At 60.0% G+C, this 25,677-nt stretch carries 22 protein-coding genes; 8 read left to right on the top strand and 14 right to left on the bottom strand.

Translation table 11 applies throughout. The annotated features are described in order from the left end of the window. Positions 1–23: 23 nt before the first annotated feature. The 5 genes from CKW07_RS11585 to CKW07_RS11565 form a co-directional block, all read right to left on the bottom strand. Entirely contained in the window at positions 24–1,619 is a 1,596-nt protein-coding gene (locus CKW07_RS11585; protein ID WP_095145024.1) for an ABC transporter substrate-binding protein, read from the bottom strand. A gap of 77 nt (positions 1,620–1,696) precedes the next feature. Then, complete coding sequence (locus CKW07_RS11580) at positions 1,697–3,112, bottom strand: OprD family porin (RefSeq protein ID WP_095145023.1); 1,416 nt, start codon at positions 3,110–3,112, stop codon at positions 1,697–1,699. Between the two features lie 171 nt (positions 3,113–3,283). After that, positions 3,284–4,885 carry an ABC transporter substrate-binding protein gene (locus tag CKW07_RS11575; RefSeq protein ID WP_095145022.1) on the bottom strand — a complete coding sequence of 534 codons (1,602 nt, stop codon included), beginning with the start codon at positions 4,883–4,885 and terminating at the stop codon, positions 3,284–3,286. A 289-nt stretch (positions 4,886–5,174) separates the two neighbouring features. Continuing rightward, positions 5,175–6,800: an ABC transporter substrate-binding protein gene (locus CKW07_RS11570; RefSeq protein ID WP_095145021.1), complete on the bottom strand. Its 1,626-nt coding sequence runs from the start codon at positions 6,798–6,800 to the stop codon at positions 5,175–5,177. 402 nt (positions 6,801–7,202) lie between these two features. Continuing rightward, positions 7,203–7,919 (bottom strand): SIMPL domain-containing protein, encoded by a 717-nt coding sequence (locus CKW07_RS11565; protein ID WP_095145020.1) that lies wholly within the window; start codon positions 7,917–7,919, stop codon positions 7,203–7,205. 251 nt (positions 7,920–8,170) lie between these two features. Here CKW07_RS11565 and CKW07_RS11560 point away from each other — a divergent pair, with 251 nt between their 5' ends. From CKW07_RS11560 to CKW07_RS11550, 3 genes are all read left to right on the top strand, one after another. Continuing rightward, a complete protein-coding gene (locus CKW07_RS11560) occupies positions 8,171–9,433 on the top strand; it encodes an ATP-binding protein (RefSeq protein WP_095145019.1) in 1,263 nt (420 codons plus the stop codon). Then, positions 9,426–9,986 (top strand): response regulator transcription factor, encoded by a 561-nt coding sequence (locus tag CKW07_RS11555; RefSeq protein WP_095077905.1) that lies wholly within the window; start codon positions 9,426–9,428, stop codon positions 9,984–9,986. Before CKW07_RS11560 ends, CKW07_RS11555 begins: the two co-directional genes overlap by 8 nt. 96 nt (positions 9,987–10,082) lie before the next feature. Then, positions 10,083–11,810: an ABC transporter ATP-binding protein/permease gene (locus CKW07_RS11550; protein ID WP_095145018.1), complete on the top strand. Its 1,728-nt coding sequence runs from the start codon at positions 10,083–10,085 to the stop codon at positions 11,808–11,810. 180 nt (positions 11,811–11,990) lie between these two features. Here CKW07_RS11550 and CKW07_RS11545 read toward each other — a convergent pair whose 3' ends face one another. Beyond that, positions 11,991–12,182, bottom strand: a complete 192-nt coding sequence (locus CKW07_RS11545) for a hypothetical protein (RefSeq protein WP_095145017.1) — start codon at positions 12,180–12,182, stop codon at positions 11,991–11,993. Between the two features lie 14 nt (positions 12,183–12,196). Then, entirely contained in the window at positions 12,197–13,828 is a 1,632-nt protein-coding gene (locus tag CKW07_RS11540) for a phospholipase (RefSeq protein ID WP_095145016.1), read from the bottom strand. Positions 13,829–14,045: 217 nt separating this feature from the next. Here CKW07_RS11540 and CKW07_RS11535 point away from each other — a divergent pair, with 217 nt between their 5' ends. Beyond that, on the top strand, positions 14,046–14,987 hold the full coding sequence (locus CKW07_RS11535) for an AEC family transporter (protein ID WP_095145015.1): 942 nt from the start codon (positions 14,046–14,048) through the stop codon (positions 14,985–14,987). Here CKW07_RS11535 and CKW07_RS11530 read toward each other — a convergent pair. From CKW07_RS11530 to gatC, 7 genes are all read right to left on the bottom strand, one after another. After that, on the bottom strand, positions 14,984–16,471 hold the full coding sequence (locus tag CKW07_RS11530) for a PhoPQ-activated pathogenicity-related family protein (RefSeq protein ID WP_095145014.1): 1,488 nt from the start codon (positions 16,469–16,471) through the stop codon (positions 14,984–14,986). The genes CKW07_RS11535 and CKW07_RS11530 overlap by 4 nt on opposite strands. Before the next feature lie 255 nt (positions 16,472–16,726). Next, a complete protein-coding gene (locus CKW07_RS11525; protein WP_095145013.1) occupies positions 16,727–17,119 on the bottom strand; it encodes a carboxymuconolactone decarboxylase family protein in 393 nt (130 codons plus the stop codon). Further along, positions 17,116–18,183 (bottom strand): calcium/sodium antiporter, encoded by a 1,068-nt coding sequence (locus tag CKW07_RS11520; RefSeq protein ID WP_095145130.1) that lies wholly within the window; start codon positions 18,181–18,183, stop codon positions 17,116–17,118. The genes CKW07_RS11525 and CKW07_RS11520 overlap by 4 nt, the downstream gene beginning before the upstream one ends. 48 nt (positions 18,184–18,231) lie before the next feature. Then, on the bottom strand, positions 18,232–18,603 hold the full coding sequence (locus CKW07_RS11515; protein WP_095077899.1) for a septal ring lytic transglycosylase RlpA family protein: 372 nt from the start codon (positions 18,601–18,603) through the stop codon (positions 18,232–18,234). 190 nt (positions 18,604–18,793) lie between these two features. Continuing rightward, positions 18,794–20,239, bottom strand: coding sequence for an Asp-tRNA(Asn)/Glu-tRNA(Gln) amidotransferase subunit GatB (gene gatB / locus CKW07_RS11510; RefSeq protein WP_095145012.1), 1,446 nt, complete (start codon positions 20,237–20,239; stop codon positions 18,794–18,796). A 10-nt stretch (positions 20,240–20,249) separates the two neighbouring features. Continuing rightward, complete coding sequence (gatA, locus tag CKW07_RS11505) at positions 20,250–21,701, bottom strand: Asp-tRNA(Asn)/Glu-tRNA(Gln) amidotransferase subunit GatA (protein WP_095145011.1); 1,452 nt, start codon at positions 21,699–21,701, stop codon at positions 20,250–20,252. 16 nt (positions 21,702–21,717) lie between these two features. Then, positions 21,718–22,005 (bottom strand): Asp-tRNA(Asn)/Glu-tRNA(Gln) amidotransferase subunit GatC, encoded by a 288-nt coding sequence (gene gatC, locus CKW07_RS11500; protein WP_019691880.1) that lies wholly within the window; start codon positions 22,003–22,005, stop codon positions 21,718–21,720. Between the two features lie 210 nt (positions 22,006–22,215). On the opposite strand from gatC, the gene mreB reads away from it, so the two are divergent. From mreB to CKW07_RS11480, 4 genes are all read left to right on the top strand, one after another. After that, positions 22,216–23,253: a rod shape-determining protein MreB gene (gene mreB, locus CKW07_RS11495; RefSeq protein ID WP_002555108.1), complete on the top strand. Its 1,038-nt coding sequence runs from the start codon at positions 22,216–22,218 to the stop codon at positions 23,251–23,253. A gap of 142 nt (positions 23,254–23,395) precedes the next feature. Beyond that, complete coding sequence (gene mreC, locus CKW07_RS11490) at positions 23,396–24,508, top strand: rod shape-determining protein MreC (protein WP_095145010.1); 1,113 nt, start codon at positions 23,396–23,398, stop codon at positions 24,506–24,508. Then, the gene (gene mreD / locus CKW07_RS11485) at positions 24,508–24,990 is read left to right on the top strand and encodes a rod shape-determining protein MreD (RefSeq protein WP_095077894.1); all 483 of its coding nucleotides are present in this window, start codon (positions 24,508–24,510) and stop codon (positions 24,988–24,990) included. The genes mreC and mreD overlap by 1 nt, the downstream gene beginning before the upstream one ends. A 46-nt stretch (positions 24,991–25,036) precedes the next feature. Next, positions 25,037–25,654, top strand: coding sequence for a nucleoside triphosphate pyrophosphatase (locus tag CKW07_RS11480; protein WP_095145009.1), 618 nt, complete (start codon positions 25,037–25,039; stop codon positions 25,652–25,654). Positions 25,655–25,677: the final 23 nt, after the last annotated feature.

Below are 25,677 nucleotides of genomic sequence, written 5' to 3'. Positions count from 1 at the left end.
CAGGGAAGCTGGGAGTTTCTTATCTACTTCACCTGAGTAGTGGCAAAGTTATTAGTGGTGAGAGGGCTGATGTGATAGCCCTCTACGTTGTTGCGCATTGCAGTAAACATCCGGGTGTGGGCCATGCTGATCCACGGTTGGTCCTGATTAAACAGCACCAGTGCCTGTTCGTAGAGCGCGATGCGCTCGGCCGGATCTACTTTAGCCCGTGCTTCATCCAGCAGTGCCTGGAATTTCTCGTTACACCAGCGTGCGTAGTTTTCGCCGTTCTTGGCCGCTTCACAACTGAGCATAGGCGTCAGGAAGTTATCCGGGTCGCCGTTGTCGCCCGCCCATCCGGCAGACACGATGTCGTGCTCGCCGTTCTTGGCGCGTTTAAGCATTTCGCCCCATTCCATCACGCGGATGTCGATCTGGATCCCGACTTTCGCAAGGTCGGCCTGCATCATCTGGGCACCGAGCATGGGGTTGGGGTTCGTCGGGCCGCCGCCGTTACGGGTAAACAGGGTAAACACGGTGCCTTCCGGAACCCCGGCTTCCTTGAGCAGGGCGCGGGCCTTGTCGAGGTCGCGTGGCGGGTTGTTCAGGTCGTGGTTGTAGCCCAGCAGGGTCGGCGGGTACGGGTTGACCGCCACGGTCGCATTGCCCTTGCCGAACAGCGCGTTGACGTAGGCTTCTTTGTCGAAGGCGATGTCGATCGCTTTACGCACCCGCACGTCGCTCATGTATTTGTGCTGGGTGTTCATGGCCATGTAGGACACGGTCATCGCGTCCAGCTCGGCGACTTTCAGGTTGGGGTCGCTCTTGACGCTCGGAATGTCATCGGGCTTGGGATACAGCGCGATCTGGCACTCGTTGGCCTTGAGCTTCTGCAGGCGCACGTTGTTGTCGGTAGCGATCGCCAGGATCAAGGCTTCGGCCGGCGGCTTGCCACGGAAGTATTCCGGGTTGGCCTTGAAGCGCACCTGAGCGTCTTTCGCATAACGCTGAAAGATGAACGGGCCGGTGCCGATCGGCTTGTTGTTCAGGTCGCCGGCCTTGTCGGCCTTGAGCAACTGGTCGGCGTATTCGGCGGAGTAGATCGAGGAGAATGCCATCGCGATATCGGCCAGGAACGGCGCTTCGCGGCGGGTCAGGGTGAACTTGACGGTGTTGTCGTCGACTTTTTCTACGTTTTTCAGTAGTTCCTTGAAGCCCATGCTTTCAAAGTACGGGAAGCCCACGCTCGACTTCTTGTGCCATGGATGATTCGGGTCCAGCTGACGCTGGAAACTCCAGACCACGTCGTCGGCGTTGAAATCACGGGTCGGCTTGAAGTAATCGGTGGTGTGGAACTTGACGCCTTGGCGCAGGTGGAACGTGTAGGTTTGGCCGTCTTCACTGATGTCCCAGGAGTCTGCCAGTACTGGAATGAGTTCGGTGGTGCCGGGCTTGAAGCCCACCAGACGATTGAAGATGGTTTCGGACACCGCATCGCCTGTGACTGCAGTCGTGTACTGGACCATATCGAAGCCTTCCGGGCTGGCTTCGGTACAGACCACCAAGGGCTTGGCCGAGGCGCCGACAGCGACACTCAGCAGCGCGGCGGCGATGGCCGCTCGTAAAGGAAGCTTGTTCATCAATAACCCCTCTGCAATCAGTTGGATCAACGTCGCAGAACGGCCGCTCGTCATTGAGTCAGCCGTTCGACGGGTGCTTAGAGAATGTTGAATGGAATGGTGGTGACCAGACGGAACTCGTTGATGCTGCCGTCAGCCTGGTTTTCGCTCGCACGGTGCGCGGTGTAGGTCGCACGCACGGTGGTGGCTTTCAGAGGACCGCTTTGAATGGCGTAGGTGGAGCCGATGCCGTATTCATAGTGGTGTTCGCCATCCATCGACTGCACGCCGTCGTAACCGCCGCCGGTGTAGTGGGTGCCGTCGATGCCCCAGCCGCGAGCCTGGTAGATGTTGAACTTCAGGCCTGGCACGCCGTATTCAGCCATGTTCAGGCCGTAGGCCACCTGGAAGGATTTCTCGTTCGGGCCGTTGAAGTCCGAGAGCAGGGAGTTGGCCAGGTAGATGCCGTTGGTTTCATGCAGGTAGTCGAAGTACTCGTTACCGTTGATCTCCTGATAGGACAGGGTCAGGGTGTGGGCCTGGTGGGTCAGGCCGAACGACAGCGAGTAGGTGTCGTTGTCGATGTTGCCGAGCTTGGCCTGGCCTTCATCCTGGGTCTTGTAGTAGTTCAGGCCGGTGGTCAGGCTCAGCACCGAGCTGTCGCCCAGCACGTGGGTGGCGCCGAAGTAGTACTGGTTCCAGAGATCTTCAGCCTGGGTGCCCCAGAAGCTGGTGGTCAGGCTGGCGAATGGCGAGTAGCTGATACCGGCGGTGTGGACGTGATCGGCTTCGGCATTGATGTCACCGTACTCGGAGCGGAATTTGCTCAGGCTTTCTTCGGTACGCGGTGAGTTGCGGTCGAAGGTGGCCACGTCGAAGGCCAGGTTGTTCAGTTCTTCGCTGTGCAGGGCCACACCCTGGAAGCTGGACGGCAGGGCACGGTTGCCGATGACGTCGACTTGCGGGCTGCTGAAGTTCATGCGGCCGGCGGTCAGGGTGGTGTTGGAGAGACGTGCCTTGACGTTGGCCAGGCCCAGCTTGCTCCACTGGCCCTGGGCGTCGCCGCCTTCCTTGGTCAGCGTACGGTTGTTGCCCGCGCCTGGACGAGTACCCGGTGCGCCACCGTTGTTGGACGCCAGGTTCTCGCGGTCGCGTTCCAGCGCGACGGCGTTGTAGGCCGCCAGCTCAGTGCTGAAACCGACGGGCCCCTCGGTGAAGCCCGAGTTGTACTTGATGATGGTGCCCTGCACCCAGTTGATACGACGATCAGTGTCGACCGACTGGCCGTCTTTCTTGTACTTGAATTTGCCCCCACGCTTGAGCTGTTCGTTGGCGTACCAGTTACGGGTACTGCCATCGATCTTCTGGCCTTCGATGAAGCCGGTGGCCTCGGACTGCGCATTGTTGGTGTTCACGGTAACCGGGTTGAACGCCTGGCTCTGCGGTTCGGCATAAGCGGTAGCCGTAATGCTGCTGATGGCCAATGCCAACAGTGCTGTGCTGCTCAGTTTCATCGGTAAAGCTCCTTTCTTTCTTTTTTTAATGCCGGTCTTTTTTGGTGATCCGGCTATTTGGTTTCGAACTCATTCAAGGCATCGCAAACGTTTGCTTGTGATGTGATCGCCGAATTCAGGCAACAGCTTTGCGTGAGGGCGAAAATCGCCCTCAGGGTTCCGGCTAATCAGTTATTGGTCGATGCTGACGCCCGAGAACACGTTACGGCCGAAGGGGCTGACCTTGAAACCTTCGACTTTGGCGTTCAACGGCTGGTTGACCGTCGAGTGGGCCACTGGCGTGATCGGCACTTGCTGCTTGAGCAATTGCTGAGCCTGTTTGTAGAGCACCGTGCGCTGGTCACGGTCGGTGACAATCTTGGCCTGCTTGATCAGCTTGTCGTATTGCGGGTCACACCACATGGAGTAGTTGTTGCCGCCAATCGCATCGCAGCTGTACAGGGTGCCCAGCCAGTTGTCCGGGTCCCCGTTGTCACCGGTCCAGCCGATCAGGCTGATGTCGTGCTCGCCATTCTTGGTGCGCTTGATGTACTCGCCCCATTCGTAGCTGACGATCTTCACGTTCAGGCCGATTTTCGCCCAGTCCGCCTGGAGCATTTCAGCCATCAGCTTGGCATTCGGGTTGTAGGGACGCTGTACCGGCATGGCCCACAAGGTAATTTCGGTGCCTTCCTTGACCCCGGCGGCCTTGAGCAACTCCTTGGCTTTTTCCGGGTTGTAGGCGGCGTCCTTGATCGTCTCGTCGTAGGACCACTGGGTCGGTGGCATGGCGTTGACGGCCAGTTGCCCGGCGCCCTGGTACACGGCGTTGAGGATGCCTTGCTTGTTCACCGCCATGTCCAGCGCCTGACGCACTTCGAGCTGGTCGAAGGGTTTATGCCGCACGTTGTAGGCGATGTAGCCGAGGTTGAAGCCCGGCTTCTCGATCAGTTGCAGCTTGGGGTCTTTTTTCAGCGCGTCGACATCGGCCGGGCGAGGGTGCAGGGTGATCTGGCATTCGCCAGCCTTGAGCTTCTGCACACGTACCGAGGCGTCGGTGTTGATGGCGAAAATCAGCTGGTCGAGCTTGACGCGGCTCGGGTCCCAGTACTGTTTGTTGCCCGCGTAGCGGATCTGCGAGTCTTTCTGGTAGCGCTGGAACACGAACGGACCGGTGCCGACCGGCTTCTGGTTGATCTCGCTGGGCTTGCCGGCGGCGAGCAACTGGTCGGCGTATTCGGCGGAGAGGATCGAGGCGAAGCTCATGGCGATGTTCTGGATGAACGCGGCGTCGACCGAGTTCAGGGTCATGACCACGGTCAGCGGCCCGGTCTTTTCGACCTTGGCGATGTTCTTGTTCAGGCTCATCCCGTTGAAGTATGGGAACTCGGTCGGGTAAGCCTTACGGAAGGGGTGCTCGGGGTTGAGCATGCGGTTGAAGGTGAACAGCACGTCATCGGCATTGAAATCCCGGCTCGGTGTGAAGTACTTGGTGGTGTGGAATTTCACCCCTTCGCGCAGGTGGAAAGTGTACGTGAGGCCATCTTCGGAAACATCCCAGCGGGTAGCCAGGCCGGGTACGACAGTGGTGGCACCCTTTTCAAACTCGGCCAGCCGGTTGTACAGCGGCTCGGCGGCATCGTTGTCGGTAGCGGTGGTGTATTGCGCCGTGTCGAAGCCCGCCGGGCTGCCTTCGGAGCAAAACACCAGGCTGTTGCTGGCGGCGTGGCTGATGGATGTGGCAGCCAGCAGGCCGGTGCCCAGCAATGCGGATAAAACCAAGGTATGGCGCATGACGCTCCCTCTTTTTTTTAGATGTTAAGCAGTGAGCCGTCGTCCCGTCCGGGGATGTGCAGGTATCACTGGTCCAAAGCCATGGATTCAGCAGGTGCAATACGGTCGGACTCCGACGGTAGGAGTCGAAGACCAGGCAGTAAATGCATAAGGTCTGAAAAACAGGTAGGAAAATGCGACGGGTCCTAAACCTGCAGCGGTAGTCCACAGTGGTTTGGGATGTAGGCGATTTCCGCTGTCTTGGCAGATTGAGCCGTGGCGACGTCAGGGACGTCGCCACGACAAAACCTTATTTGCTGACGCTGACGCCGTAGAAGGAGTTCAACCCAAACGGGCTGATCTTGTAGTCCTGTACGGAGTTGCGCATGGGTTGATACACCGTCGAGTGCGCGATAGGTGTCATCGGGACTGCATCTTTGAGGAGGTGTTGCGCCTGCTTGTACAGCTTGGTGCGTTCGGCGACGTCGGTGGTGGCCTTGGCTTGCTTGATGATGGCGTCGTAAGGCTTGTCGCACCATTTCGAGAAGTTGTTGCCGCTCAGGGAGTCGCAGCCGAACAGTACGTTCAACCAGTTGTCCGGGTCACCGTTGTCACCGCTCCAGCCAATGATCATGGCCTGGTTCTCGCCACCTTTGGAGCGCTTGATGTACTCGCCCCATTCGTAGCTGACGATGTTGACCTTCAAGCCGATCTTCGCCCAGTCCGACTGCAGCATTTCAGCCATCAACTTGGCGTTCGGGTTGTACGGACGTTGAACCGGCATGGCCCACAGGGTGATCTCGGTGCCTGGCTTGATGTCGGCTTTCTTGAGCAGCTCCTTGGCCTTCTCCGGATCGTACTTGGCATCCTTGATGGTGTCGTCGTAGGACCACTGGGTCGGTGGCATGGCGTTGACCGCCAGCTGGCCGGCACCCTGGTACACCGAGTCGATGATCTGCTGCTTGTTCACCGCCATGTCCAGCGCCTGGCGTACTTCGAGCTTGGCCAGTGGGTTGGCGTCGGTGCGGCCCTTGAGGACCGGCATGACGTTATAGGCGATGTAGCCCAGGTTGAAGCCGGCCTGGCTTGGCAGTTTCAGGTTTTTGTCTTCACCCAGGGCCTTGAGATCGGCCGGACGCGGGAAGAGGGTGACCTGGCATTCGTTTTTCTTCAGCTTCTGGATACGTACCGACGGGTCGGTGGTGATGGCGAAGATCAGGTTGTCGATCTTCACGTCTTCCGGCTTCCAGTACTCCTTGTTACCCGTGTAACGGATGTTGGAGTCTTTCTGGTAGCTCTTGAACACGAACGGACCGGTGCCGATCGGCTTCTGGTTGATGTCGCCCGGCTTGCCTTCCTTCAACAGTTTGTCGGCGTATTCGGCGGACTGGATGGAGGCGAAGCTCATGGCCATGTTCTGGATGAACGCGGCGTCGACCGTGCCCAGCGTGAACTTGACGGTATGGTCGTCGATCTTTTCGATGTTCTTGATGTTGGTGTCCATCCCCATGTCCGTGAAGTACGGGAACTCGGTGGGGTAGGCTTTGCGGAACGGCATGTCCTTGTCGATCATGCGGTTGAAGGTGAACAGCACGTCGTCGGCGTTGAACTCACGAGTCGGCTTGAAATACGGCGTGGTATGGAACTTCACCCCTTCGCGCAGATGGAAGGTGTAAGTCAGGCCATCCGGGGAAACGTCCCAGCTGGTGGCCAGGCCTGGAATAACGGCGGTGCCGCCACGTTCGAACTGACTCAAGCGGTTGAACATGGTTTCTGCTGAGGCGTCGAAGTCGGTTCCGGTGGTGTACTGACCAGGGTCGAAACCGGCCGGACTCCCTTCGGAGCAAAACACCAGGTTAGTCGCAGCGGAGGCGAAAGGTGCGCTAGCCAACAGGCTTGCGCCGACTAAAAACGGAATGACCGCGTGTTTAAGCATGGTGGCCTCATGATTTGTTGTCATTTTTGGAATTAGAGGACGACCTCGTGAGTCGACCTGCGGATACTTATGCAGGGCCTGTACCCAATGCAAGATCCAGAGCGGCTACAAGCCTTAAACAGTGGCACGAACGTACCTTAATGTCGCATTTGTGTAAGTCCTGACGCATTTGACCGTTTGCGCGGGGTGTTTTCGGTGCAAATGGCGCCCTGAATCGGTGCGCAAGGCGGGTTTTTCGCACCTCGCCGGAGCATGTTGTTACTTATCCAGACCTCAGCCTAGACGGGTTTCGGCTCGGTAGCGGGGAAGTGTATCGAAGGGTGTGAAGCGGTTTTTTACCGCGCCAGCCTTACAGGCTGATGGGGGGATCCTTCCCGGGCGCGGGAAGGATCATGGGGCGGGTTACGGCATCAGCACTTCGATCGAGCCATCGGCGGTCATGCCGACCTGGCTGGTACCGGCCTCGACGTCCGGGGTGACCGGAGCGGCATCCATGGCGGCAGCTTTCATCATCATCGGCGCACGCAGGTAAGGCTGTGGATAGCCACTGGTATGGAGGTTCAGGTTGACGATCTTGTAGCCCTTGCCACCCAGCGCCTCGGTGGTCAGTTGAGCGCGGGCCTTGAAGGCGTTCACGGCTTCCTTGAGCAGTGCGTCTTCGCTGGCCTTGCGGGTCGGCGTGGCGATGGCGAAATCCATACCGCCCATTTTCAGGTCGGTCAGCAGTTCGCCGGTGAGTTTGGACAGCGCCGCAAAGTCCGAGCTTTCCAGGCGCAGTTCGGCGCGTTCACGCCAGCCGGTGATCTTCTGGCCCTTGGCGTCGTAGATCGGGTAGCTGTTGCGGCTGCCTTGACGCAGGGAAATGTCCTTGACCTGTTTGGCCTGGCCCAGTGCCTTGTTCATGGTGGTGCTGACCTCGGCGGCGAGTTTGGCCGGGTCGGTGTTCTGCGCTTCGGTGTAAAGGGTCACGATCATCAGGTCGCGAGCCACTTCCTGGCTGACTTCGGCGCGCAGGGAAATCTGGTTGTAATGCAGCTCGTCCGCGGCCAGGGCCGGGAGGCTGGCGAGGGTGCCGGCACTGAGGGCGAGAAGGGCGGCACTGCGGCGCAATGTAGTCATGAAAGCTCCTTGGGTGGTGCGCAGGGATAAAAATGCGAACCTGCGTGAAACCATCAGACTCAATGGAGCAGCTGCAAGTTTCAAGCTGTAAGCTGCAAGTTTTAAACGGCGCGCTTCAAGCTTTTACTTGTAGCTTGCCGCTTGAAACTTGCAACCGCTTCTATGTGACGCTTTGCCGCACTTTTGCCTGTCAGGGCCCCCGCCTGGTTATACTTGGCGCGATCCGCCTGGAGCGCTCATCAGGAGAGCTCATGCTCGCCCCCGTACAACTGCTTTCCGCCACTCGCCAGAACCTGTGGCGACTGACATTCATCCGCACCCTGGTGCTGGCCGCCCAGGCCGGTTCGGTGGGGCTTGCCTACTGGTTCGATCTGTTGCCACTGCCCTGGGTCGAGCTGGCGATGACCCTTGGCTGCTCGATGCTGCTGTGTGTGTTCACCGCCGTCCGGTTGCGCACGTCATGGCCGGTGACCGAGCTTGAATACGCGGTGCAGTTGGCTTGTGACCTGTTTATCCACAGTGCACTGCTGTATTTCTCGGGCGGCTCGACCAACCCGTTCGTTTCCTATTATCTGGTGCCACTGACCATCGCCGCTGTCACGCTGCCGTGGCGCTACTCGGTGATCCTGTCGGGTATTGCGCTGGCGCTGTACACCATGCTGCTGGCGCAATTTTATCCGCTGGAAACCTTCCCGATGTACCGGGAAAAAATGCAGATCTACGGCATGTGGCTGAGCTTCGCCCTGGCCGCGGCGGTGATCACCTTCTTTGCGGCGCGCATGGCTGAAGAGTTGCGCCGCCAGGAAGAACTGCGCGCGATCCGTCGCGAAGAGGGCCTGCGCGATCAGCAACTGCTGGCCGTGGCGACCCAGGCGGCGGGCGCTGCCCATGAACTGGGCACGCCTCTGGCGACCATGAGCGTGCTGCTCAACGAGATGCAGCAAGACCACCCTGATCCGATGCTGCGCGAAGACTTGAGCGTGCTGCAGGACCAGGTGAAGCTGTGCAAGCAGACCTTGCAGCAACTGGTGCGCGCCGCCGAGGCCAATCGTCGTCTGGCGGTGGAAATGCAGGACGTCAGCGCCTGGCTCAACGAAGCCCTCGACCGCTGGCACCTGATGCGCCCTGAAGCGACCTATCGTCTGCAACGTTTGGGGACGGGTCCGGAGCCGCGCCTGGCGCCGCCGCCGGACCTGACCCAGGCCTTGCTCAATTTACTCAACAACGCCGCCGATGCCTGCCCGGAAGGGCTGGAAGTGACACTGGACTGGGATGCCGAGGAGCTGACCATCAGTATTCGCGACCACGGTGCCGGCGTGCCGCTGGCGATTGCCGAACAGATCGGCAAGCCATTTTTTACCACCAAGGGCAAAGGTTTCGGCCTGGGCCTGTTTTTGAGCAAGGCCAGCGTGACACGCGCTGGCGGCTCAGTGAAACTCTATAGTCATGAGGAAGGCGGCACGCTCACCGAGCTGCGCCTGCCCCGTGCCGCACGAGGAGACGAACATGAGTGACGAGATCCAAGTCGAAGGCGAAGACCTGCCGCATCTATTGCTGGTAGACGATGACGCTACCTTCACCCGCGTCATGGCCCGCGCCATGAGCCGACGCGGCTTTCGCGTCAGCACCGCAGGCTCCGCCGAAGAGGGCCTGGTCATCGCTCAGCAGGACCTGCCGGACTACGCGGCCCTGGACCTGAAAATGGACGGCGATTCGGGGCTGGTGCTGTTGCCCAAGCTGCTCGAACTCGATCCGGAAATGCGCGTCGTGATCCTGACCGGTTATTCGAGCATCGCCACCGCGGTCGAAGCGATCAAGCGTGGCGCCTGCAACTACCTGTGCAAACCGGCCGACGCCGACGATGTGCTGGCGGCCTTGCTGTCCGAGCACGCCGATCTGGACAGCCTGGTGCCGGAAAACCCGATGTCGGTCGACCGCCTGCAGTGGGAGCATATCCAGCGCGTACTCACCGAGCACGAAGGCAACATCTCCGCCACTGCCCGTGCCCTGGGCATGCACCGGCGCACCCTGCAGCGCAAGTTGCAGAAGCGGCCTGTTCGTCGCTGACCCAGCGCTGAACGATCATCGCCGACCCTCGCAACAATCCGGACCGATCATTTATGATCGGTTCGTGTCTGTTTCTTTCTTTATCGAGCCTTAACCATGACTCAGAACGCTGAATATTCCGCGGTCAACGATGCGGTGCGCGGGCAGTTTTTCCGCCGTGTCTGGCAGATGATCACGCCCTATTGGCGCAGTGAAGAGAAGGGCAAGGCCTGGTTGCTGCTGATTGCGGTGATCGGCTTGTCGCTGTTCAGCGTAGCGATTTCGGTGTGGATCAACAGTTGGTACAAGGACTTCTACAACGCCCTGCAAAAGAAAGATGACGCGGCATTCTGGAGCCTGATCCTGTATTTCTGCGGGATTGCCGCCATAGCGATTCTGGGAGCGGTGTATCGGTTGTACCTGACCCAGATGCTGACCATCCGCTGGCGGGCGTGGCTCACCGAGAAACACTTTGCCCGCTGGCTCGGGCACAAGAACTACTACCAGCTGGAGCAGGGCGGATACACCGATAACCCGGACCAGCGGATTTCCGAAGACCTCAACAACTTCACCAACAACACCTTGAGTCTGGGCCTGGGGCTGATTCGCACCGTGGTCAGCCTGGTGTCGTTCTCGATCATTTTGTGGGGCGTGTCCGGCAGTATCGAGGTGTTCGGTTACACCATCCCCGGTTACATGTTCTGGTGTGCGCTGGTTTACGCACTGGTCGGCAGCTGGATCACGCACCTGATCGGTCGGCGCCTGATCGGCCTGAACAACCAGCAACAGCGCTTTGAAGCAGACTTGCGTTTCTCCATGGTCAGGGTCCGCGAGAATGCCGAAAGTATTGCCTTGTACAACGGCGAACAGAGTGAGAATCAGCGCCTGAGTTCCCGCTTCAGCATGGTCTGGCACAACTTCTGGGAGATCATGAAGGTGTCCAAGCGCCTGACTTTCTTCACAGCCGGTTATGGCCAGATCGCGATTATCTTTCCATTCATCGTTGCCGCACCGCGCTACTTCGCCGGCAAGATCGAACTGGGCGAGCTGATGCAAATCAACTCGGCATTCGGCAACGTCCAGGAGAACTTCAGCTGGTTCATCAGCGCGTATTCGGACCTGGCCTCGTGGCGTGCCACCTGCGACCGACTGCTGAGTTTCCGCCAGGCCATGAGCGACAACGAAGACCGCCTGCCAGCCATCGATGTACAGCAGCAGGGCGATGACCTGAAGGTGCAGCATGTGGGCCTGGACCTGGCGGATGGTCGTCATCTGCTGACCAGCGCCGATATGACGGTGGAGCAGGGTGACCGATTGATGCTCAGTGGTCGCTCCGGCAGTGGCAAAAGTACCTTGTTGCGGGCAATGGGTGGCCTCTGGCCGGCGGGCCATGGCGCGATCCGCCTGCCAGCCGCGCGTTATCTGTTCCTGCCACAAAAGCCTTATCTGCCCATTGGCACGCTGCGTGACGCCCTGAGTTATCCACAATCTGGCGACATCTATTCCCATGACCGCTATGTGCAGGTGCTGGAAGCCTGCCGCTTGCCCCATCTGGTCAGCCGTCTCGACGAAGCCAATCACTGGCAGCGCCTGTTGTCACCGGGCGAGCAGCAACGCTTGGCGTTTGCGCGGGCGCTGCTGTATGCACCGCAATGGCTGTACATGGACGAAGCCACCTCGGCGATGGATGAGGAAGACGAGGCGTCGCTCTATCAGGCGTTGATCGATCAACTGCCGGGGTTGAGCATTGTCAGCGTCGGCCATCGCAGCAGCCTGAAACGCTTCCACCCACGACATGTGCGGATCGACAACGGTCATCTGATGGAGCAGACCGTGACTGCCTGAACGTCATTTCCCTGCACTTGAAACAGCCGCGAACGGCTGCGCTGCGCCCACAAGAAGGCGCAGGCGCAGCGCGGGTGAAGGTTCAATGATCGCCCCTCCCGGCGGTCGTCGACAACCGCCAGGGGGTAACTACGAGAGTTGTTTGAACACTCCCACGCGGTGCGCGGGAGTGGTGGGGGCTTAACAGGTTTTGAGGATCGAGCGATCTACCCTGACCGACAGTTGCGCGGCTTTGGGGTTGGCGTCGAATACGGCTTGCCCCTGGTTATCCACAATTGCCCGAGCAATCGGTACACCGTCGGCCAACAGTTCCAGCGGTGCACTTTTGAGGGATTGCCCTGAGGCCAGTTCGAGTGTCAGTTTGATAGTCATCAGTGATTTCCTTATCACGCGTTACGGTCAATGAAGGTGGTGGCCTGGGCGTTGATCGAGTCGATCAGCTCCGGTGATCCGCCACGGAACTGGCGGAAGATGTTGCGAGTGCTGCCGTTGCCCGGCACGTTCAGTGTTGGCTGGAACCATTCGCTCAGTTCGGTGTAAGTCGACCAGGGCCCGATATAGGATTCATTCAAGCCGCTGGTGTAGCTGAAGGCGTAACGCACGGCGTTGCCCGGCAACCAGTTGGGCTCGCTGGGTGTCTGGCTCTGCCATCCATCGGCCTGAAGCGTCGGGGCGGCAGTGGGGGGCTCGAGATAACCAGCCGGCTTGTTGGGTGTGTAGTCCTTGAGCAGCAGGTAAGTGCTCCAGCCCCACCAGTTGTCGATCCGCTGCGTGTCATTGAGATTGTTGACGTCGCTGCGGCGCAGCACCTGGTTGCCGTCCAGCACAAAGAGTCCGGAAAAATTGCCCTCCGGTTTTTTCACCGCGTTCAGGTCTGGTACGTGTTTCAAAGCCAGGTAGCTGGAAGGGGCGGGGACAACGCCGCTTTGGAACGTGTCGAAGACTTCGTCGATCGAGCGCTGGACCGCGAGTTTGACCTGTTTGCGGTTCGCACTGTCGACTGAGTCGAAATAGCGTTTGTCGCCGTAGATATGCCACTGATCACCGTTGGCATTGCTCACGTTGAGGCCGTATTTGCTGTCTTCATCATGCATGAATCGGGTAACCAACGACCCCAGATCGCTGGGGGTGACCACGGCTGCCAACTGCTTGCGTGGGATGCGCAAATGCCCCGCGGAAAACAGGTCGGTCAGGTAGTGATCGGCAAACGCGTTCATTGCGTAGGCCAGTTCCAGCTGTTTTTCGTCGCCGCTGGTGCGTGCGATAACCGCCTGTTGGAGGGCGGCAGTGTGTCCGGCGATGTACGCCAGCAGTGCCCACTCGCCAAAGTGGTCGGTGTTGTTCGCGGCCAGCTTCAGGTAGCGGCCTAGAGGAAACAACGCCGAGACGAAGCTGCCGCCGCCCGTGATTTTGTTCCACTCTTCAGACAGCGTATCACCAAGGGCATCGTAGACTTCGTGAGGTTGTTTGCCGTCTCTGATCGCTTGGTTGGCTGCACTGACTTCCTTTTGCATGACGCCGAGAATCAACATGGCTTCTGCCTTGGACGCTGGCAGTGCGGCCAGCGAGTTGAAGGCATTGATAAAGCGCTGAAGGCGATCGGCCGGAGTTGCGCCGTCGCAGATGGGCTGGTCGGGAATCCCGTAGAAATCCCCCCCCAATGAAACGATCTGCCCATAGGTCAGTGCCAGGCCATTGGGCAGGTGCAATTGCACTTGCCAGGCGGGAACGGCGGGTGCGTCCTTGGTGAAGCGCAGCAACGCGGAGTCCCCAATGGCGGTGTGTTCGCCGCCCTCGAACCTCAGCGCAGGCTGGGCCTGGCGTGGGTTTTCAGGTGCGGGGGGCAGCATGCCGGGCGTAGGGTGTTTGCGGTTGTGGGACCTGTCGCTGACCAGCGTGAGGTGATCACCGTTGGCGGCGATGGCAATCCCGCGTTCGGAGAACAGCTGATCCAGGTCGGCAATGATTCGACCATCATGTTTAAGGTTTTCTTGGGATTGACTGTGTAGACCTGACATTTCTTGCTCCTTGATATGCCGTAGGTTGTTTCTTTGTTTGCTGTATGGATATACAGTAGTTGTCGAGCGTAGCAGGGAAGTTTCCTACGTCAAGGAAGTAATTTTCTTGGTCTGATTATCCGCAAGCGGAGGAAGTGCCGTGACCGTTACTTTTCAGGTTGGGCGATGACTGGCTTATCATTAGCCCCCTAACGACGTCCCTCAAGGCTCTCCCGGCATGCTGGCAATCTTTCTCGAAACCCTGAACATCACGGCGCCAGTCTTTGCCATGCTGTTTCTGGGCGTGCTGCTCAAGCGCATCAACTGGATCGACGATAACTTTATCCACAGCGCATCGTCCCTGGTGTTCAACGTCACCATGCCGGCCTTGTTGTTTCTCGGGATTTTCCACGCCGACCTGCATGCCGCGCTGAAGCCGTCACTGCTGATCTATTTTTCCATCGCGACCCTGGTGTGTTTCGCCATTGCCTGGGTCTGGGCGATTGTTCGTTGTCCGCGCGAAGACCGGGGGGTCTACACCCAGGGCGCGTTTCGTGGCAATAACGGCGTGATTGGCCTGGCGTTGGCGGCGAGCATGTACGGCGACTACGGAATTTCCCTCGGGGCGATTCTCGCGGGCCTGGTGATTCTGCTCTACAACACGCTGTCGACCATCGTGCTGGCGGTGTACAGCCCGGTGATCAAGTCCGATCCGTGGAGTATCTGCAAGAGCGTGCTCCGCAACCCGTTGATCATCAGCGTGGTCGCGGCGGCGCCTTTTGCTTATTTCCAGATTGGTTTGCCTGGCTGGCTGGAGACGTCCGGCGGCTACCTGGCGCAGATGACCTTGCCGTTGGCGTTGATCTGTATCGGCGGTACGTTATCGCTGGCGGCATTGCGCAAGAGCGGCGGCATGGCCTTGAGTTCGAGCCTGGTAAAGATGATCGGCCTGCCGATCCTGGCAACCCTCGGTGCCTGGCTCTGGGGCTTTCGTGGGGCGGAACTGGGGATTCTGTTCCTGTACTTCGGCAGCCCGACCGCCGCGGCCAGTTTTGTCATGGCCCGGGCGGCCAATGGCAATCATGAGCTGGCGGCAGCGATCATCGTCATCACCACAGTGATGGCGGCGGTCACCACCAACATCGGGATCTTTTTGTTGCAATGGAGCGGGTGGATCTAGCGCTGCTCTTCATCGCTCAGGGTTTTGCAGGTCGGTTCGATGATCGGGGGCGCAGCGTTCGGATAGTCTCTGGGTGTCACTTGCACCGGTGTCGTGGTAACGAAGCCGTCGGCAAAGACGGCCTCGACAAAGGTTGCCTTCCACCCTTTATCCGGTGTATCGATCAGCACCTGCGCATTGAGCGGGGCCGAGGGGGTGATCTCGCTAGATTCGTAGCGAATGCCACAGGGATGACGAAAGTCTCGAGCCTGCGGGTTGACTGCGGTCCACTGTGTGATCCGGACCGGGGCTTCGGAAAAGTCCAGCCCCAGCGTTTCCCGGGATCCCTCCAGATACGAACGAGTTGAAATGACGGGCAGGGCGCGGTCTTGCTGCCAGCGGTTGATGACTGAAATCAGCGAGTTTTCGACGAATGCCTTCACGCCGTAGTGGCTGGCGTTGGGTGTGACTCGTAAGGCTTTCGGGCCGGGCAGCGAGTCGTAAAAGTAATCCGTATTGTCCGGTAGGAAGAAGTCGTCGCTGCTGGCGTTGACGATATATTTGGGAATCGACAGGCGTGCAGCGTATGGCGTATTCAGGTAGCTCAGTGGGTCCTCGATTTTCTGGAGTCGGGCAAAGTTTTCCGTCTTGATTTGTCGGGTAATGCCTTCGTGATGATAGTCATAAAACGCCAAGGGCCAATTCTTGCCATAGCTTTGATAGGTGTGTTCGAGCACCTTGTCCATGCCTAGGATGTCGATGACGAAGGGCACGACCCCATTGATCCGTTCATCGGCGATGGTTGCCAGCCAGGCAGTCCAGCCGCGTTTTGAGGCTCCGCTGGCGATGAACTGGTTGATTTGCCAGGGCTGTAACTCCTGCTGTGCCAGATCCATGGCCTTGACCAGCGACACCACCATCGGCAGGCGCAGTGACATGAACGGACGCTTGTGTGGATCGTCGAGAAATAGCTTCCAGCTGTGGGCGACGCTTGCATCTTCGTGGCGTGCAATGCCGTCGTCGGCATAGGTCAAGTGCTGATTGGGGATGTTGCTGACAGAGATCACGATGGTGCGGGTCTGGTGGGCCACTTCGAGAGCCATGGCTTGCGTGAAATCAGTGGGGCCACTTGGTTCCTTGCCCTCTCGGGCGATAAGAGTGCCATTGTTGGCCACCAGCAAGGCGCGACCCTGCAGGGCATTGTCCGGGATGTAAATATCGACGTCGTGCCGCCAATGTTCAGGGCTGACCAGGCCTTCTGGCGACCATTGCCCGGAAACCAGGTCAAAGCTGCGTTTTTCCACACCGGGAAAGGTTTGTGTTCCTTTGGCGGTGTAGACCAATGGCTTGGCGGCTTCGGCTTTTTTGTAGCAGGCCAGAACCTCGCTGAAATCCTGACCGTTGGCTTCGAAACAGGCCTGGGCCGAGGCGTGTGCCGTGCCATTGATGAACAGACCAAAGAGCACCAGTTTTGACAGGCTGACAGCACCCTTGGGTCGCACCATGAAAACCTCCTTGTCAGGCAGCGATGGTGCGATTAACGAGGGCAGTACCCTTCAGCGACCATCACCTCTTGTGAGTGTGTGGCCGCGCAGTCTGTCTTAAAAGAATGGGGGTGTGAGGAGGGGGCGGGGTGCCATTTATTATCGAAATATGTGTACGAGTCGGGGCAGTCGCCTGTCAGCAAGCGCTGGCGGGGAGGCCACCAGTGGCTCCCCGTGGCAGGCTAAATTGAGTCGGGACTTTTCCGCTGTATGCCACTATTGCGCTTGCTGATAGCTGTCGATCACTTCCTGCGCCGCGCGAAACGCTTCCATTGCAGCGGGTACACCGGCGTACACCGCGCAGTGCATCAGGGTTTCGCGGATCTCGTCCACTGTGCAACCGTTGTTCAGCGCACCGCGCACGTGGCCTTTGAGTTCCTGCGGGCACTTGAGCGACGTGAGGGCGGCGAGGGTGATCAGGCTGCGGGTCTTCAGTTCAAGGCCGCCGCGGTTCCAGACGGCGCCCCAGGCATGTTCATTGACGAACTCCTGAAACGGCCGGGTCAGTTCGGTGGCATTGCCCATGGAGCGGTCGACGAAAGCGTCGCCCATGACCTGGCGACGTACTTCGATGCCGGTCGGTTTACGGGGGGAGGGCGTGTCGGTCATGGCAATTCCTTTTTATTGTGTTGGCGGCGCCAGGCGCGCAGTGATGTGAACAGCAAGAAGGCCAGCAGCACCGGCAGGACGAACACCAGCATCAGCTGCTCAAGCTTGCCAGCCAGTGGCATGCCCGTGGTAAACGACACCACGTGCAGCCCGTAGGCCAGGTACAAGGCCAGGAACAGCAAGCCCTCGGCGCGGGTAATCCGGTAGCCGGAATAGAACACCGGCAGGCACAGGGCGGTTACGCCGAGCAGCACCGGCAGGTCGAAGGCCAGGGCGTTGGGCGACACCGAGAGCGCAGAAGGCGCCACGAGCGCGGTGAACCCGAGGACGCCCAGCAGGTTGAACAGGTTACTGCCGATCACGTTGCCCACGGCGATGTCGCGCTGGCCACGCATGGCGGCGAGCAGCGAAGTGGCCAGTTGCGGCAGCGAAGTGCTGACGGCCACGATGGTCAGGCCGATGATTCGCTCCGACAGGCCGAGTTCGCTGGCGACCTCAACCACCGCATCGAGTAACAGGTGGCCGGCGAATATCAGCAACGTCAGGCCCGCCAACATGAGCAGCGCACTGCTGACCCAGGGGGCGCGTGGATGATGGCTGTGTACCGTGGCGCCATGGGGGCGAGCGCTGTGCCGCGACTGGCGTAGCAGCAACGCGAGATACAGCACCAGTGCGGCCAGTAGCACGGCGCCGTCGAGCGGCGTCAGCGTTTCATCCCAGGCCAGGGCAAACACCAGCAGGCTGGCCCCGATCATCAGCGGGATGTCCAGGCGCACCAGTTGCCGGGACACCCGCAGTGGAATGATCAGTGCCGACAGGCCCAGGGTGACAAGGATGTTGAAGATACTGCTGCCGATCACGCTGCCGACGGCGATGTCGGCATTGTTGGCGAGGGTCGCTTGCAGGCTCACGGTCATCTGCGGCGCGCTGCTGCCGAAGGCCACGATGGTCAGGCCGAAGATCAGCGGACGGACCTTCAGGTGTGCGACCAGGCGTACGGCGGCGCGTACCAGCAACTCGGCGCCGGCGATCAGCAATACCAGCCCACCGAGCAGTTGCAGCACACTGAGCAGTGGCAAGTCGGTTAGTGCGAAAATGGTGACAACTCCCGGTCAGTCGTTCAAGGCTTGCACGCGAACACGCGCAGTGCCGCTGCGCAGCATACCCAACTTGTCGGCCGCCGCGCGTGACAAGTCAATCAAGCGGCCACGGGTGTGCGGGCCACGATCATTGATGCGGACCACGACGGTCTTGTCGTTTTTCAGGTTGGTGACCTTGACCCGGGTACCGAACGGCAGTTGCCGGTGGGCGGCGGTCATTGCGTACTGGTCAAACGGTTCGCCGCTGGCGGTGCGTTTGCCATGGTGTTTGGCGCCGTAATAGGAGGCGACTCCGGTTTTGTCATAACCGCGGGGATCGACGTCGTAACTGGCGCAACCGGCCAGTAGAGAGAAGAGGGCGCAAGCGCCAAGCAGGCGTTTCATTCAAAGGCTCCCAAAAGCGAATGTGGCGAGGGAGCTTGCTCCCGCTCGACCGCGTAGTGGTCGCAAAATCGGCTGATGCATTCCTTCTGAAAGAATGCATTGGCCGATCTGGGCCTGCTTTGCAGACCAGCGGGAACAAGCTCCCTCGCCACGGGGAATGGGGCCAGTTTTCAACGCTGGCTCCACTCCGTTAGCCTTCGAGCTTGCTTTTGAGCAATTCGTTCACTTGCTGCGGGTTGGCTTTGCCCTTGGAAGCCTTCATCGCCTGGCCGACGAAGAAGCCGAACATCTTGCCGCGCTTGGCTTCATCGGCCGCGCGGTACTGTTCAACCTGTTCGGCGTTGGCTGCCAGCATTTCATCGAGAACGGCCGAGATCGCACCGGTGTCGGTGACTTGCTTGAGACCGCGCTTGTCGATGATCTCGTCAGCGCTGCCTTCGCCGCTGGCCATGGCCTCGAACACCGTCTTGGCGATTTTGCCGGAGATGGTGTTGTCCTTGATGCGCAGCAGCATGCCGCCCAACTGCTCGGCCGAGACTGGGGCTTCGTCGATTTCCAGGCCTTGCTTGTTCAGCAGGCTGCCCAGTTCGACCATGACCCAGTTGGCCGCCAGCTTGGCGTCGCCGGCAATGCTCACGACTTTTTCGAAGTAGTCGGCTTGTTCACGGCTCGACGCCAAGACGCTGGCATCGTAGACCGACAGGCCGAACTGCTCCTGGAAGCGCTCGCGTTTTTGCGGTGGCAATTCCGGCAGGGTGCCGCGGATGTCATTGAGGAACGAATCCTCGATGACCACCGGCAACAGGTCCGGGTCCGGGAAGTAACGGTAGTCGTTGGCTTCCTCTTTGCTGCGCATGGCGCGGGTTTCGTCTTTGTTCGGATCGTACAGGCGTGTCTGCTGGATCACCTTGCCGCCGTCCTCGATCAGTTCGATCTGGCGACGCACTTCGGTGTTGATCGCCTTCTCGATGAAACGGAACGAGTTGACGTTCTTGATCTCGCAGCGCGTACCGTACTCAACCTGGCCCTTGGGGCGGACCGAGACGTTGCAGTCGCAACGCAGGGAGCCTTCGGCCATGTTGCCGTCGCAGATCCCCAGGTAGCGTACCAGGGCGTGGATCGACTTGACGTAGGCCACGGCTTCCTTGGCGCTGCGCATGTCCGGCTCGGAGACGATTTCCAGCAGCGGGGTGCCGGCACGGTTCAGGTCGATGCCGGTGGCGCCGCTGAATTCTTCGTGCAGGCTCTTGCCGGCGTCTTCTTCCAGGTGCGCACGGGTGATGCCCACGCGCTTGACCGTGCCGTCCTCCAGGGGGATATCCAGGTGGCCCTTGCCGACGATCGGCAATTCCATCTGGCTGATCTGGTAGCCCTTGGGCAGGTCGGGGTAGAAGTAGTTCTTGCGGGCGAACACGTTGTGCTGGCCGATTTCGGCGTCAATCGCCAGGCCGAACATCACCGCCATGCGCACCGCTTCCTGGTTCAGCACTGGCAGGACGCCGGGCATGCCCAGGTCGATCAGGCTGGCCTGGGTGTTCGGTTCGGAACCGAACGTGGTGGCGCTACCGGAGAAAATCTTCGATTGGGTGGCGAGCTGGGTATGAATCTCCAGCCCGATCACGACTTCCCATTGCATGTGTTTCTCCTCAGAAGCCTGTCGGGGTGCGGGTGTGCCAGTCAGTGTTGAGCTGATACTGGTGGGCGACGTTCAACAGGCGGCCTTCCTGGAAATACGGGGCGAGCAGTTGCACGCCGACCGGCAAGCCATCGACAAAACCGGCTGGCATCGACAGGCCTGGCAGGCCCGCGAGGTTGGCGGTGATGGTGTAGACGTCTTCCAGGTAGGCTGCGACAGGGTCGCTGTTCTTGGCGCCGAGCTTCCAGGCCGGGTTCGGCGTGGTTGGGCCGAGGATGATGTCGACCTCATTAAAGGCGGCCATGAAGTCGTTCTTGACCAGGCGGCGGATCTTTTGCGCCTTGAGGTAGTAGGCGTCGTAGTAACCGGCCGACAGGGCATAGGCACCGACCATGATCCGGCGCTGCACTTCCGGACCGAAACCTTCACCGCGCGAACGCTTGTACAGGTCGGTCAGGTCTTTGGGGTCTTCACAGCGATAGCCAAAGCGCACGCCGTCGAACCGCGACAGGTTGGAAGAGGCTTCGGCGGGCGCGATCACGTAGTACGCAGGGATCGCGTGCTGCATGTTCGGCAGGCTGATTTCCTTGACCACGGCACCGAGCTTTTCCAGCTCCTTGACGCTGTTATGGATCAGCTCGGCGATACGCGGGTCCAGGCCGGCGCTGAAGTATTCCTTCGGCACGCCGATGCGCAGGCCTTGCAGCGAGCCATTGAGGCTGGCGCTGTAGTCCGGCACGGGCTCGTCGATGCTGGTGGAGTCCTTCGGGTCGAAACCGGCCATGCCTTGCAACAAGATGGCGCAGTCTTCGGCGGTGCGTGCCAGCGGGCCACCCTGGTCGAGGCTGGAGGCGTAGGCGATCATGCCCCAGCGCGAAACACGACCGTACGTCGGCTTCAAGCCGGTGAGGTTGGTGAACGCGGCCGGTTGGCGAATGGAGCCGCCGGTGTCGGTGGCGGTGGCGGCGGGCAACAGGCGCGCGGCCACGGCCGCGGCCGAACCACCGGACGAACCTCCGGGTACGTGTTCCAGGTTCCACGGGTTCTTCACGGCGCCGTAGTAGCTCGACTCGTTGGCCGACCCCATGGCGAATTCGTCCATGTTGGTCTTGCCCAGGGTCACGGCGCCGGCCTCGGCCAGCTTGGCGACCACGGTGGCGTCATACGGTGCCTTGAAGTTGTCGAGCATCTTCGAGCCGCAGCTGGTGCGAATGCCCTGGGTGCAGAACAGGTCCTTGTGGGCGATCGGCGCGCCGAGCAGGGCGCCGCTCTCACCCTTGGCACGGCGTGCGTCAGCGGCTTTTGCCTGCTGAAGCGCCAGGTCTTCGGTGAGGCTGATGAAACTGTTGAGCTGTGGGTCGAGCTGGGCGATACGCGCCAGCAGAACCTTGGTCAGCTCTTCGGAGGAAAACTTCTTGTCGGCGAGTCCGCGGGCGATCTCGGCCAGAGTCAATTGATGCATTGCAGGCTCTTTCCCTTTAGTCGATGACTTTCGGAACCAGATACAGGCCGTTTTCGACCGCTGGTGCGATGGACTGATAGGCCTCGCGGTGATTGGACTCGGTCACAACGTCTGCGCGCAGGCGCTGGCTGGCTTCCAGTGGGTGGGCCAGGGGTTCGATGCCGTCGGTATTGACCGCCTGCATTTCGTCGACCAGACCGAGAATGCTGTTCAGGGCCGAAGTGATGTGTGGAAGATCGGCATCATTGAGGCCCAGAGAGGCCAGATGAGCGATTTTTTCCACGTCGGAGCGTTCAAGCGCCATGGGATTCTCCAGTGGAAAACAAAACGGACGTCGTCCGTGTGTTAGATTGTCGGAACACTACCGCATTTCTACGGTCATAAGGCCGCGATTGTGGGGGTTGGTGCACAGAAAAGCGTCCAATTTAACATATTGGCGCCTTGCCCAAAATCCCTGTCGTTGTTAGAGTTTGCCGCACTTTTTTACCCACGCGTTGCCTAGGGTCCCTTTCCCATGTTCAAGAAACTGCGTGGCATGTTTTCCAGCGATCTTTCCATTGACCTGGGCACTGCCAACACCCTTATTTACGTGCGCGAGCGCGGTATCGTCCTGAATGAACCATCGGTTGTGGCCATTCGGACGCACGGTAACCAGAAAAGTGTCGTTGCTGTCGGCACCGAGGCCAAGCGCATGCTCGGTCGTACGCCGGGCAACATTGCTGCCATTCGTCCGATGAAGGACGGTGTCATCGCCGACTTCAGCGTTTGCGAAAAGATGCTGCAGTATTTTATCAACAAAGTTCACGAAAACAGCTTTCTGCAGCCTAGCCCTCGTGTGTTGATCTGCGTTCCCTGCAAATCCACCCAGGTCGAGCGTCGTGCGATCCGTGAGTCGGCCCTGGGGGCCGGTGCCCGCGAAGTGTTCCTGATCGAAGAGCCAATGGCGGCCGCGATCGGTGCCGGCCTGCCGGTTGAAGAGGCGCGCGGCTCGATGGTTGTGGATATCGGTGGTGGTACCACTGAAATCGCGCTGATCTCCCTCAATGGCGTGGTTTACGCCGAATCCGTACGGGTTGGCGGCGACCGCTTCGACGAAGCGATCATCACCTATGTGCGTCGCAACTATGGCAGCCTGATCGGCGAGTCCACGGCCGAGCGCATCAAGCAGGAAATCGGTACGGCCTACCCGGGCGGTGAAGTTCGCGAAGTGGATGTTCGCGGCCGTAACCTGGCCGAAGGCGTTCCACGTGCCTTTACCCTGAACTCCAATGAAGTGCTGGAAGCGCTGCAAGAGTCGCTGGCAACCATCGTTCAGGCGGTAAAAAGCGCGCTGGAGCAATCGCCGCCGGAACTGGCGTCGGATATCGCCGAGCGTGGCCTGGTCCTGACCGGTGGTGGCGCCTTGCTGCGTGACCTCGACAAGTTGCTGGCCCAGGAAACCGGCCTGCCGGTTATTGTTGCCGAAGATCCGTTGACCTGTGTGGCTCGCGGCGGTGGCCGTGCATTGGAAATGATGGATAAGCACACCATGGACCTGCTCTCCAGCGAATAAGTCGTTGGGTGGCAACTATGCTGTTCGCGCACAGGCAGCACTTTGCAGTGCTGCCTGCCTGCGTTTATCTTCTGTCAGTCTGCATCCAGGCCGGTTTGATGCCGTATGAATAAACAGAACATTTGCCTGGGAGGAGCGGCTTATTAAACCGCTTTTCACTAAAGGCCCCTCATTGGGCGTGCGCTTTCTGGTGCTGGCCGCGCTATCGGTCGCACTGATGGTGGTTGATGCCCGCTTTGAAGTGCTCAAACCGGCGCGCAGTCAGATGTCACGGGTCTTGATGGACGCCTATTGGGTGACCGACCTGCCTGAACGGTTGTGGCAGGGTGTGAGCAGCCAGTTTGGCAGCCGCACCGAGCTTGTCGCCGAAAACGAAAAACTCAAGACTGAAAACCTGCTGCTGCAGGGGCGCATGCAAAAGCTGGCGGCCCTCACCGAGCAGAACGTTCGGCTGCGCGAGTTGCTCAACTCGTCGGCGCTGGTGAACGAAAAGGTCGAAGTGGCCGAGCTGATTGGCGTCGACCCCAACCCCTTCACGCACCGCATCATCATCAACAAGGGTGAGCGCGACGGCGTGGTGCTCGGCCAGCCGGTGCTCGATGCCCGTGGGCTGATGGGCCAGGTGGTCGAGTTGATGCCGTACACCTCGCGGGTGTTGCTGCTGACGGACTCCACCCACAGCATTCCGGTGCAAGTGAACCGCAATGGCCTGCGGGCGATTGCCAGCGGCACGGGTAACCCGGAGCGCCTGGAGTTGCGTCATGTCGCGGATACGGCGGACATTAAGGAAGGCGATCTGTTGGTCAGCTCCGGCCTCGGTCAGCGTTTTCCGGCAGGCTACCCGGTGGCCACCGTCAAGGAAGTGATCCATGACTCGGGCCAGCCGTTCGCGATCGTCCGTGCGGTTCCGACCGCAGCGCTCAATCGCAGTCGCTACATGTTGCTGGTGTTCAGTGACAGCCGCACCCCGGAAGAGCGCGCGAATGCAGCCGCTCAAGCCCAGGATGCACAGGACCAGCACGCCGGTAGTGCCGTGACAGTGCCTGCAACCGCGACCAATCCTGCTGCCACTACTGCGCCTGCACCAGGTCCTGCGGCAGCGCCGGCGGCCACTGTGCCAGTCGCGGTGCCCGCGGTCGCACCCAAGCCCGTGACCCCGGCCAAGCCTCCCGCAGCACCTGCGCCTGTCGTCAAGCCACCGGCCACCAAGCCGCCTGTCACGACGCCTGAAGCTATCACCCGGGGAAGAGAATAATGGCCAGCACCCGTTCCCGTAATGGCTGGATCATCTGGCTGACGTTCGCGATCGGCTTGCTGCTCAGCGTCGTGCCCTTTCCCCATGTCGAAATCTTGCGTCCGATGTTCCTGGCACTGCCCTTGGCGTACTGGGCACTGGAACTGCCGCAGAAAGTCGGGATGGCCAGTGCCTTTTGCCTGGGGCTTGCACAAGACGTGCTGTTCGGCACTCTGCTGGGGCACAACGCGCTGATCCTGACCCTGATCACCTTTCTGATCCTGTCGCTGCAACAGCGTTTGCGGATGTTCCCCATGTGGCAGCAAAGCCTGGTGATCATGGTGGTACTGGGGCTCGCCCAGCTGTTGCAACTGTGGCTCAGTGCCCTGACCGGCAATCGTCAAACGCTGGCGGTGCTCTTGCCTGCGCTGATCAGCGCGTTGCTCTGGCCCTGGGTCAGCTTTGGATTGCGTGGGTTGAGTCGCCGCTACAAAATCAATTAATCATTCGGTCAGGCATTAGCCCGCACCTCGACAGGGAGATGTCTTGATGAATCCGCTTTACCTCGCCTCAGGTTCGCCACGCCGGCGTGAACTGCTCACGCAGATCGGCGTGCCGTTCACCGCCATCAGCGCGGATATCGATGAAACTCCTCTGACAGATGAATCCCCTGCGGCCTATGTCGAGCGCCTGGCGCGCGGCAAGGCACTGGCCGGGTTCCAGTCGCTGGCCGCTGTCGAGCCTGGCACCGCTGCGTGCGTCCTGGGCGCCGACACGGCTGTCGTGCTGGATGGGCAGATTCTTGGCAAGCCGCAGGACGAAGCAGGCGCGCGGGCCATGTTGATGAGCCTTGCGGGGCGTGAGCATGAAGTCCTGACGGCGATTGCCGTGCTTGATGCCCGGCGTTGCGAGTCACGAGTGGTGCGCAGCCTGGTGCGTTTTCGCGCCATCGACAGTGACGAAGCTGGGGCCTATTGGGCCAGCGGCGAGCCGCAGGACAAGGCCGGTGGCTACGGTATTCAGGGGCTTGGCGCCGTGTTTGTGGCTGGGCTCGACGGCAGTTACTCCGCCGTGGTCGGCCTGCCTCTATGCGAAACCGCAGAATTGCTTGGCCATTTCGGCATACCCTGTTGGCAAAACCTTATCGCGCGCTCTGCGCCGTACTGATCTGATGCGGCCATAATCGTGAA

The sequence above is a fragment of the Pseudomonas sp. Irchel s3b6 genome, assembly GCF_900187415.1.
Lineage (GTDB): Bacteria > Pseudomonadota > Gammaproteobacteria > Pseudomonadales > Pseudomonadaceae > Aquipseudomonas.
Note: the sequence above shows the minus strand (reverse complement) of the source record. Positions and strands in the feature narration are given on the sequence as shown.

Excerpts from the sequence above, each read along its gene's own strand:
- CKW07_RS11585 (WP_095145024.1), bottom strand. The coding sequence starts at position 1,619 with ATGAACAAGCTTCCTTTACGAGCGGCCATCGCCGCCGCGCTGCTGAGT.
- CKW07_RS11580 (WP_095145023.1), bottom strand. The coding sequence starts at position 3,112 with ATGAAACTGAGCAGCACAGCACTGTTGGCATTGGCCATCAGCAGCATT.
- CKW07_RS11575 (WP_095145022.1), bottom strand. The coding sequence starts at position 4,885 with ATGCGCCATACCTTGGTTTTATCCGCATTGCTGGGCACCGGCCTGCTG.
- CKW07_RS11570 (WP_095145021.1), bottom strand. The coding sequence starts at position 6,800 with ATGCTTAAACACGCGGTCATTCCGTTTTTAGTCGGCGCAAGCCTGTTG.
- CKW07_RS11565 (WP_095145020.1), bottom strand. The coding sequence starts at position 7,919 with ATGACTACATTGCGCCGCAGTGCCGCCCTTCTCGCCCTCAGTGCCGGC.
- CKW07_RS11560 (WP_095145019.1), top strand. The coding sequence starts at position 8,171 with ATGCTCGCCCCCGTACAACTGCTTTCCGCCACTCGCCAGAACCTGTGG.
- CKW07_RS11555 (WP_095077905.1), top strand. The coding sequence starts at position 9,426 with ATGAGTGACGAGATCCAAGTCGAAGGCGAAGACCTGCCGCATCTATTG.
- CKW07_RS11550 (WP_095145018.1), top strand. The coding sequence starts at position 10,083 with ATGACTCAGAACGCTGAATATTCCGCGGTCAACGATGCGGTGCGCGGG.
- CKW07_RS11545 (WP_095145017.1), bottom strand. The coding sequence starts at position 12,182 with ATGACTATCAAACTGACACTCGAACTGGCCTCAGGGCAATCCCTCAAA.
- CKW07_RS11540 (WP_095145016.1), bottom strand. The coding sequence starts at position 13,828 with ATGTCAGGTCTACACAGTCAATCCCAAGAAAACCTTAAACATGATGGT.
- CKW07_RS11535 (WP_095145015.1), top strand. The coding sequence starts at position 14,046 with ATGCTGGCAATCTTTCTCGAAACCCTGAACATCACGGCGCCAGTCTTT.
- CKW07_RS11530 (WP_095145014.1), bottom strand. The coding sequence starts at position 16,471 with ATGGTGCGACCCAAGGGTGCTGTCAGCCTGTCAAAACTGGTGCTCTTT.
- CKW07_RS11525 (WP_095145013.1), bottom strand. The coding sequence starts at position 17,119 with ATGACCGACACGCCCTCCCCCCGTAAACCGACCGGCATCGAAGTACGT.
- CKW07_RS11515 (WP_095077899.1), bottom strand. The coding sequence starts at position 18,603 with ATGAAACGCCTGCTTGGCGCTTGCGCCCTCTTCTCTCTACTGGCCGGT.
- gatB (WP_095145012.1), bottom strand. The coding sequence starts at position 20,239 with ATGCAATGGGAAGTCGTGATCGGGCTGGAGATTCATACCCAGCTCGCC.
- gatA (WP_095145011.1), bottom strand. The coding sequence starts at position 21,701 with ATGCATCAATTGACTCTGGCCGAGATCGCCCGCGGACTCGCCGACAAG.
- gatC (WP_019691880.1), bottom strand. The coding sequence starts at position 22,005 with ATGGCGCTTGAACGCTCCGACGTGGAAAAAATCGCTCATCTGGCCTCT.
- mreB (WP_002555108.1), top strand. The coding sequence starts at position 22,216 with ATGTTCAAGAAACTGCGTGGCATGTTTTCCAGCGATCTTTCCATTGAC.
- mreD (WP_095077894.1), top strand. The coding sequence starts at position 24,508 with ATGGCCAGCACCCGTTCCCGTAATGGCTGGATCATCTGGCTGACGTTC.
- CKW07_RS11480 (WP_095145009.1), top strand. The coding sequence starts at position 25,037 with ATGAATCCGCTTTACCTCGCCTCAGGTTCGCCACGCCGGCGTGAACTG.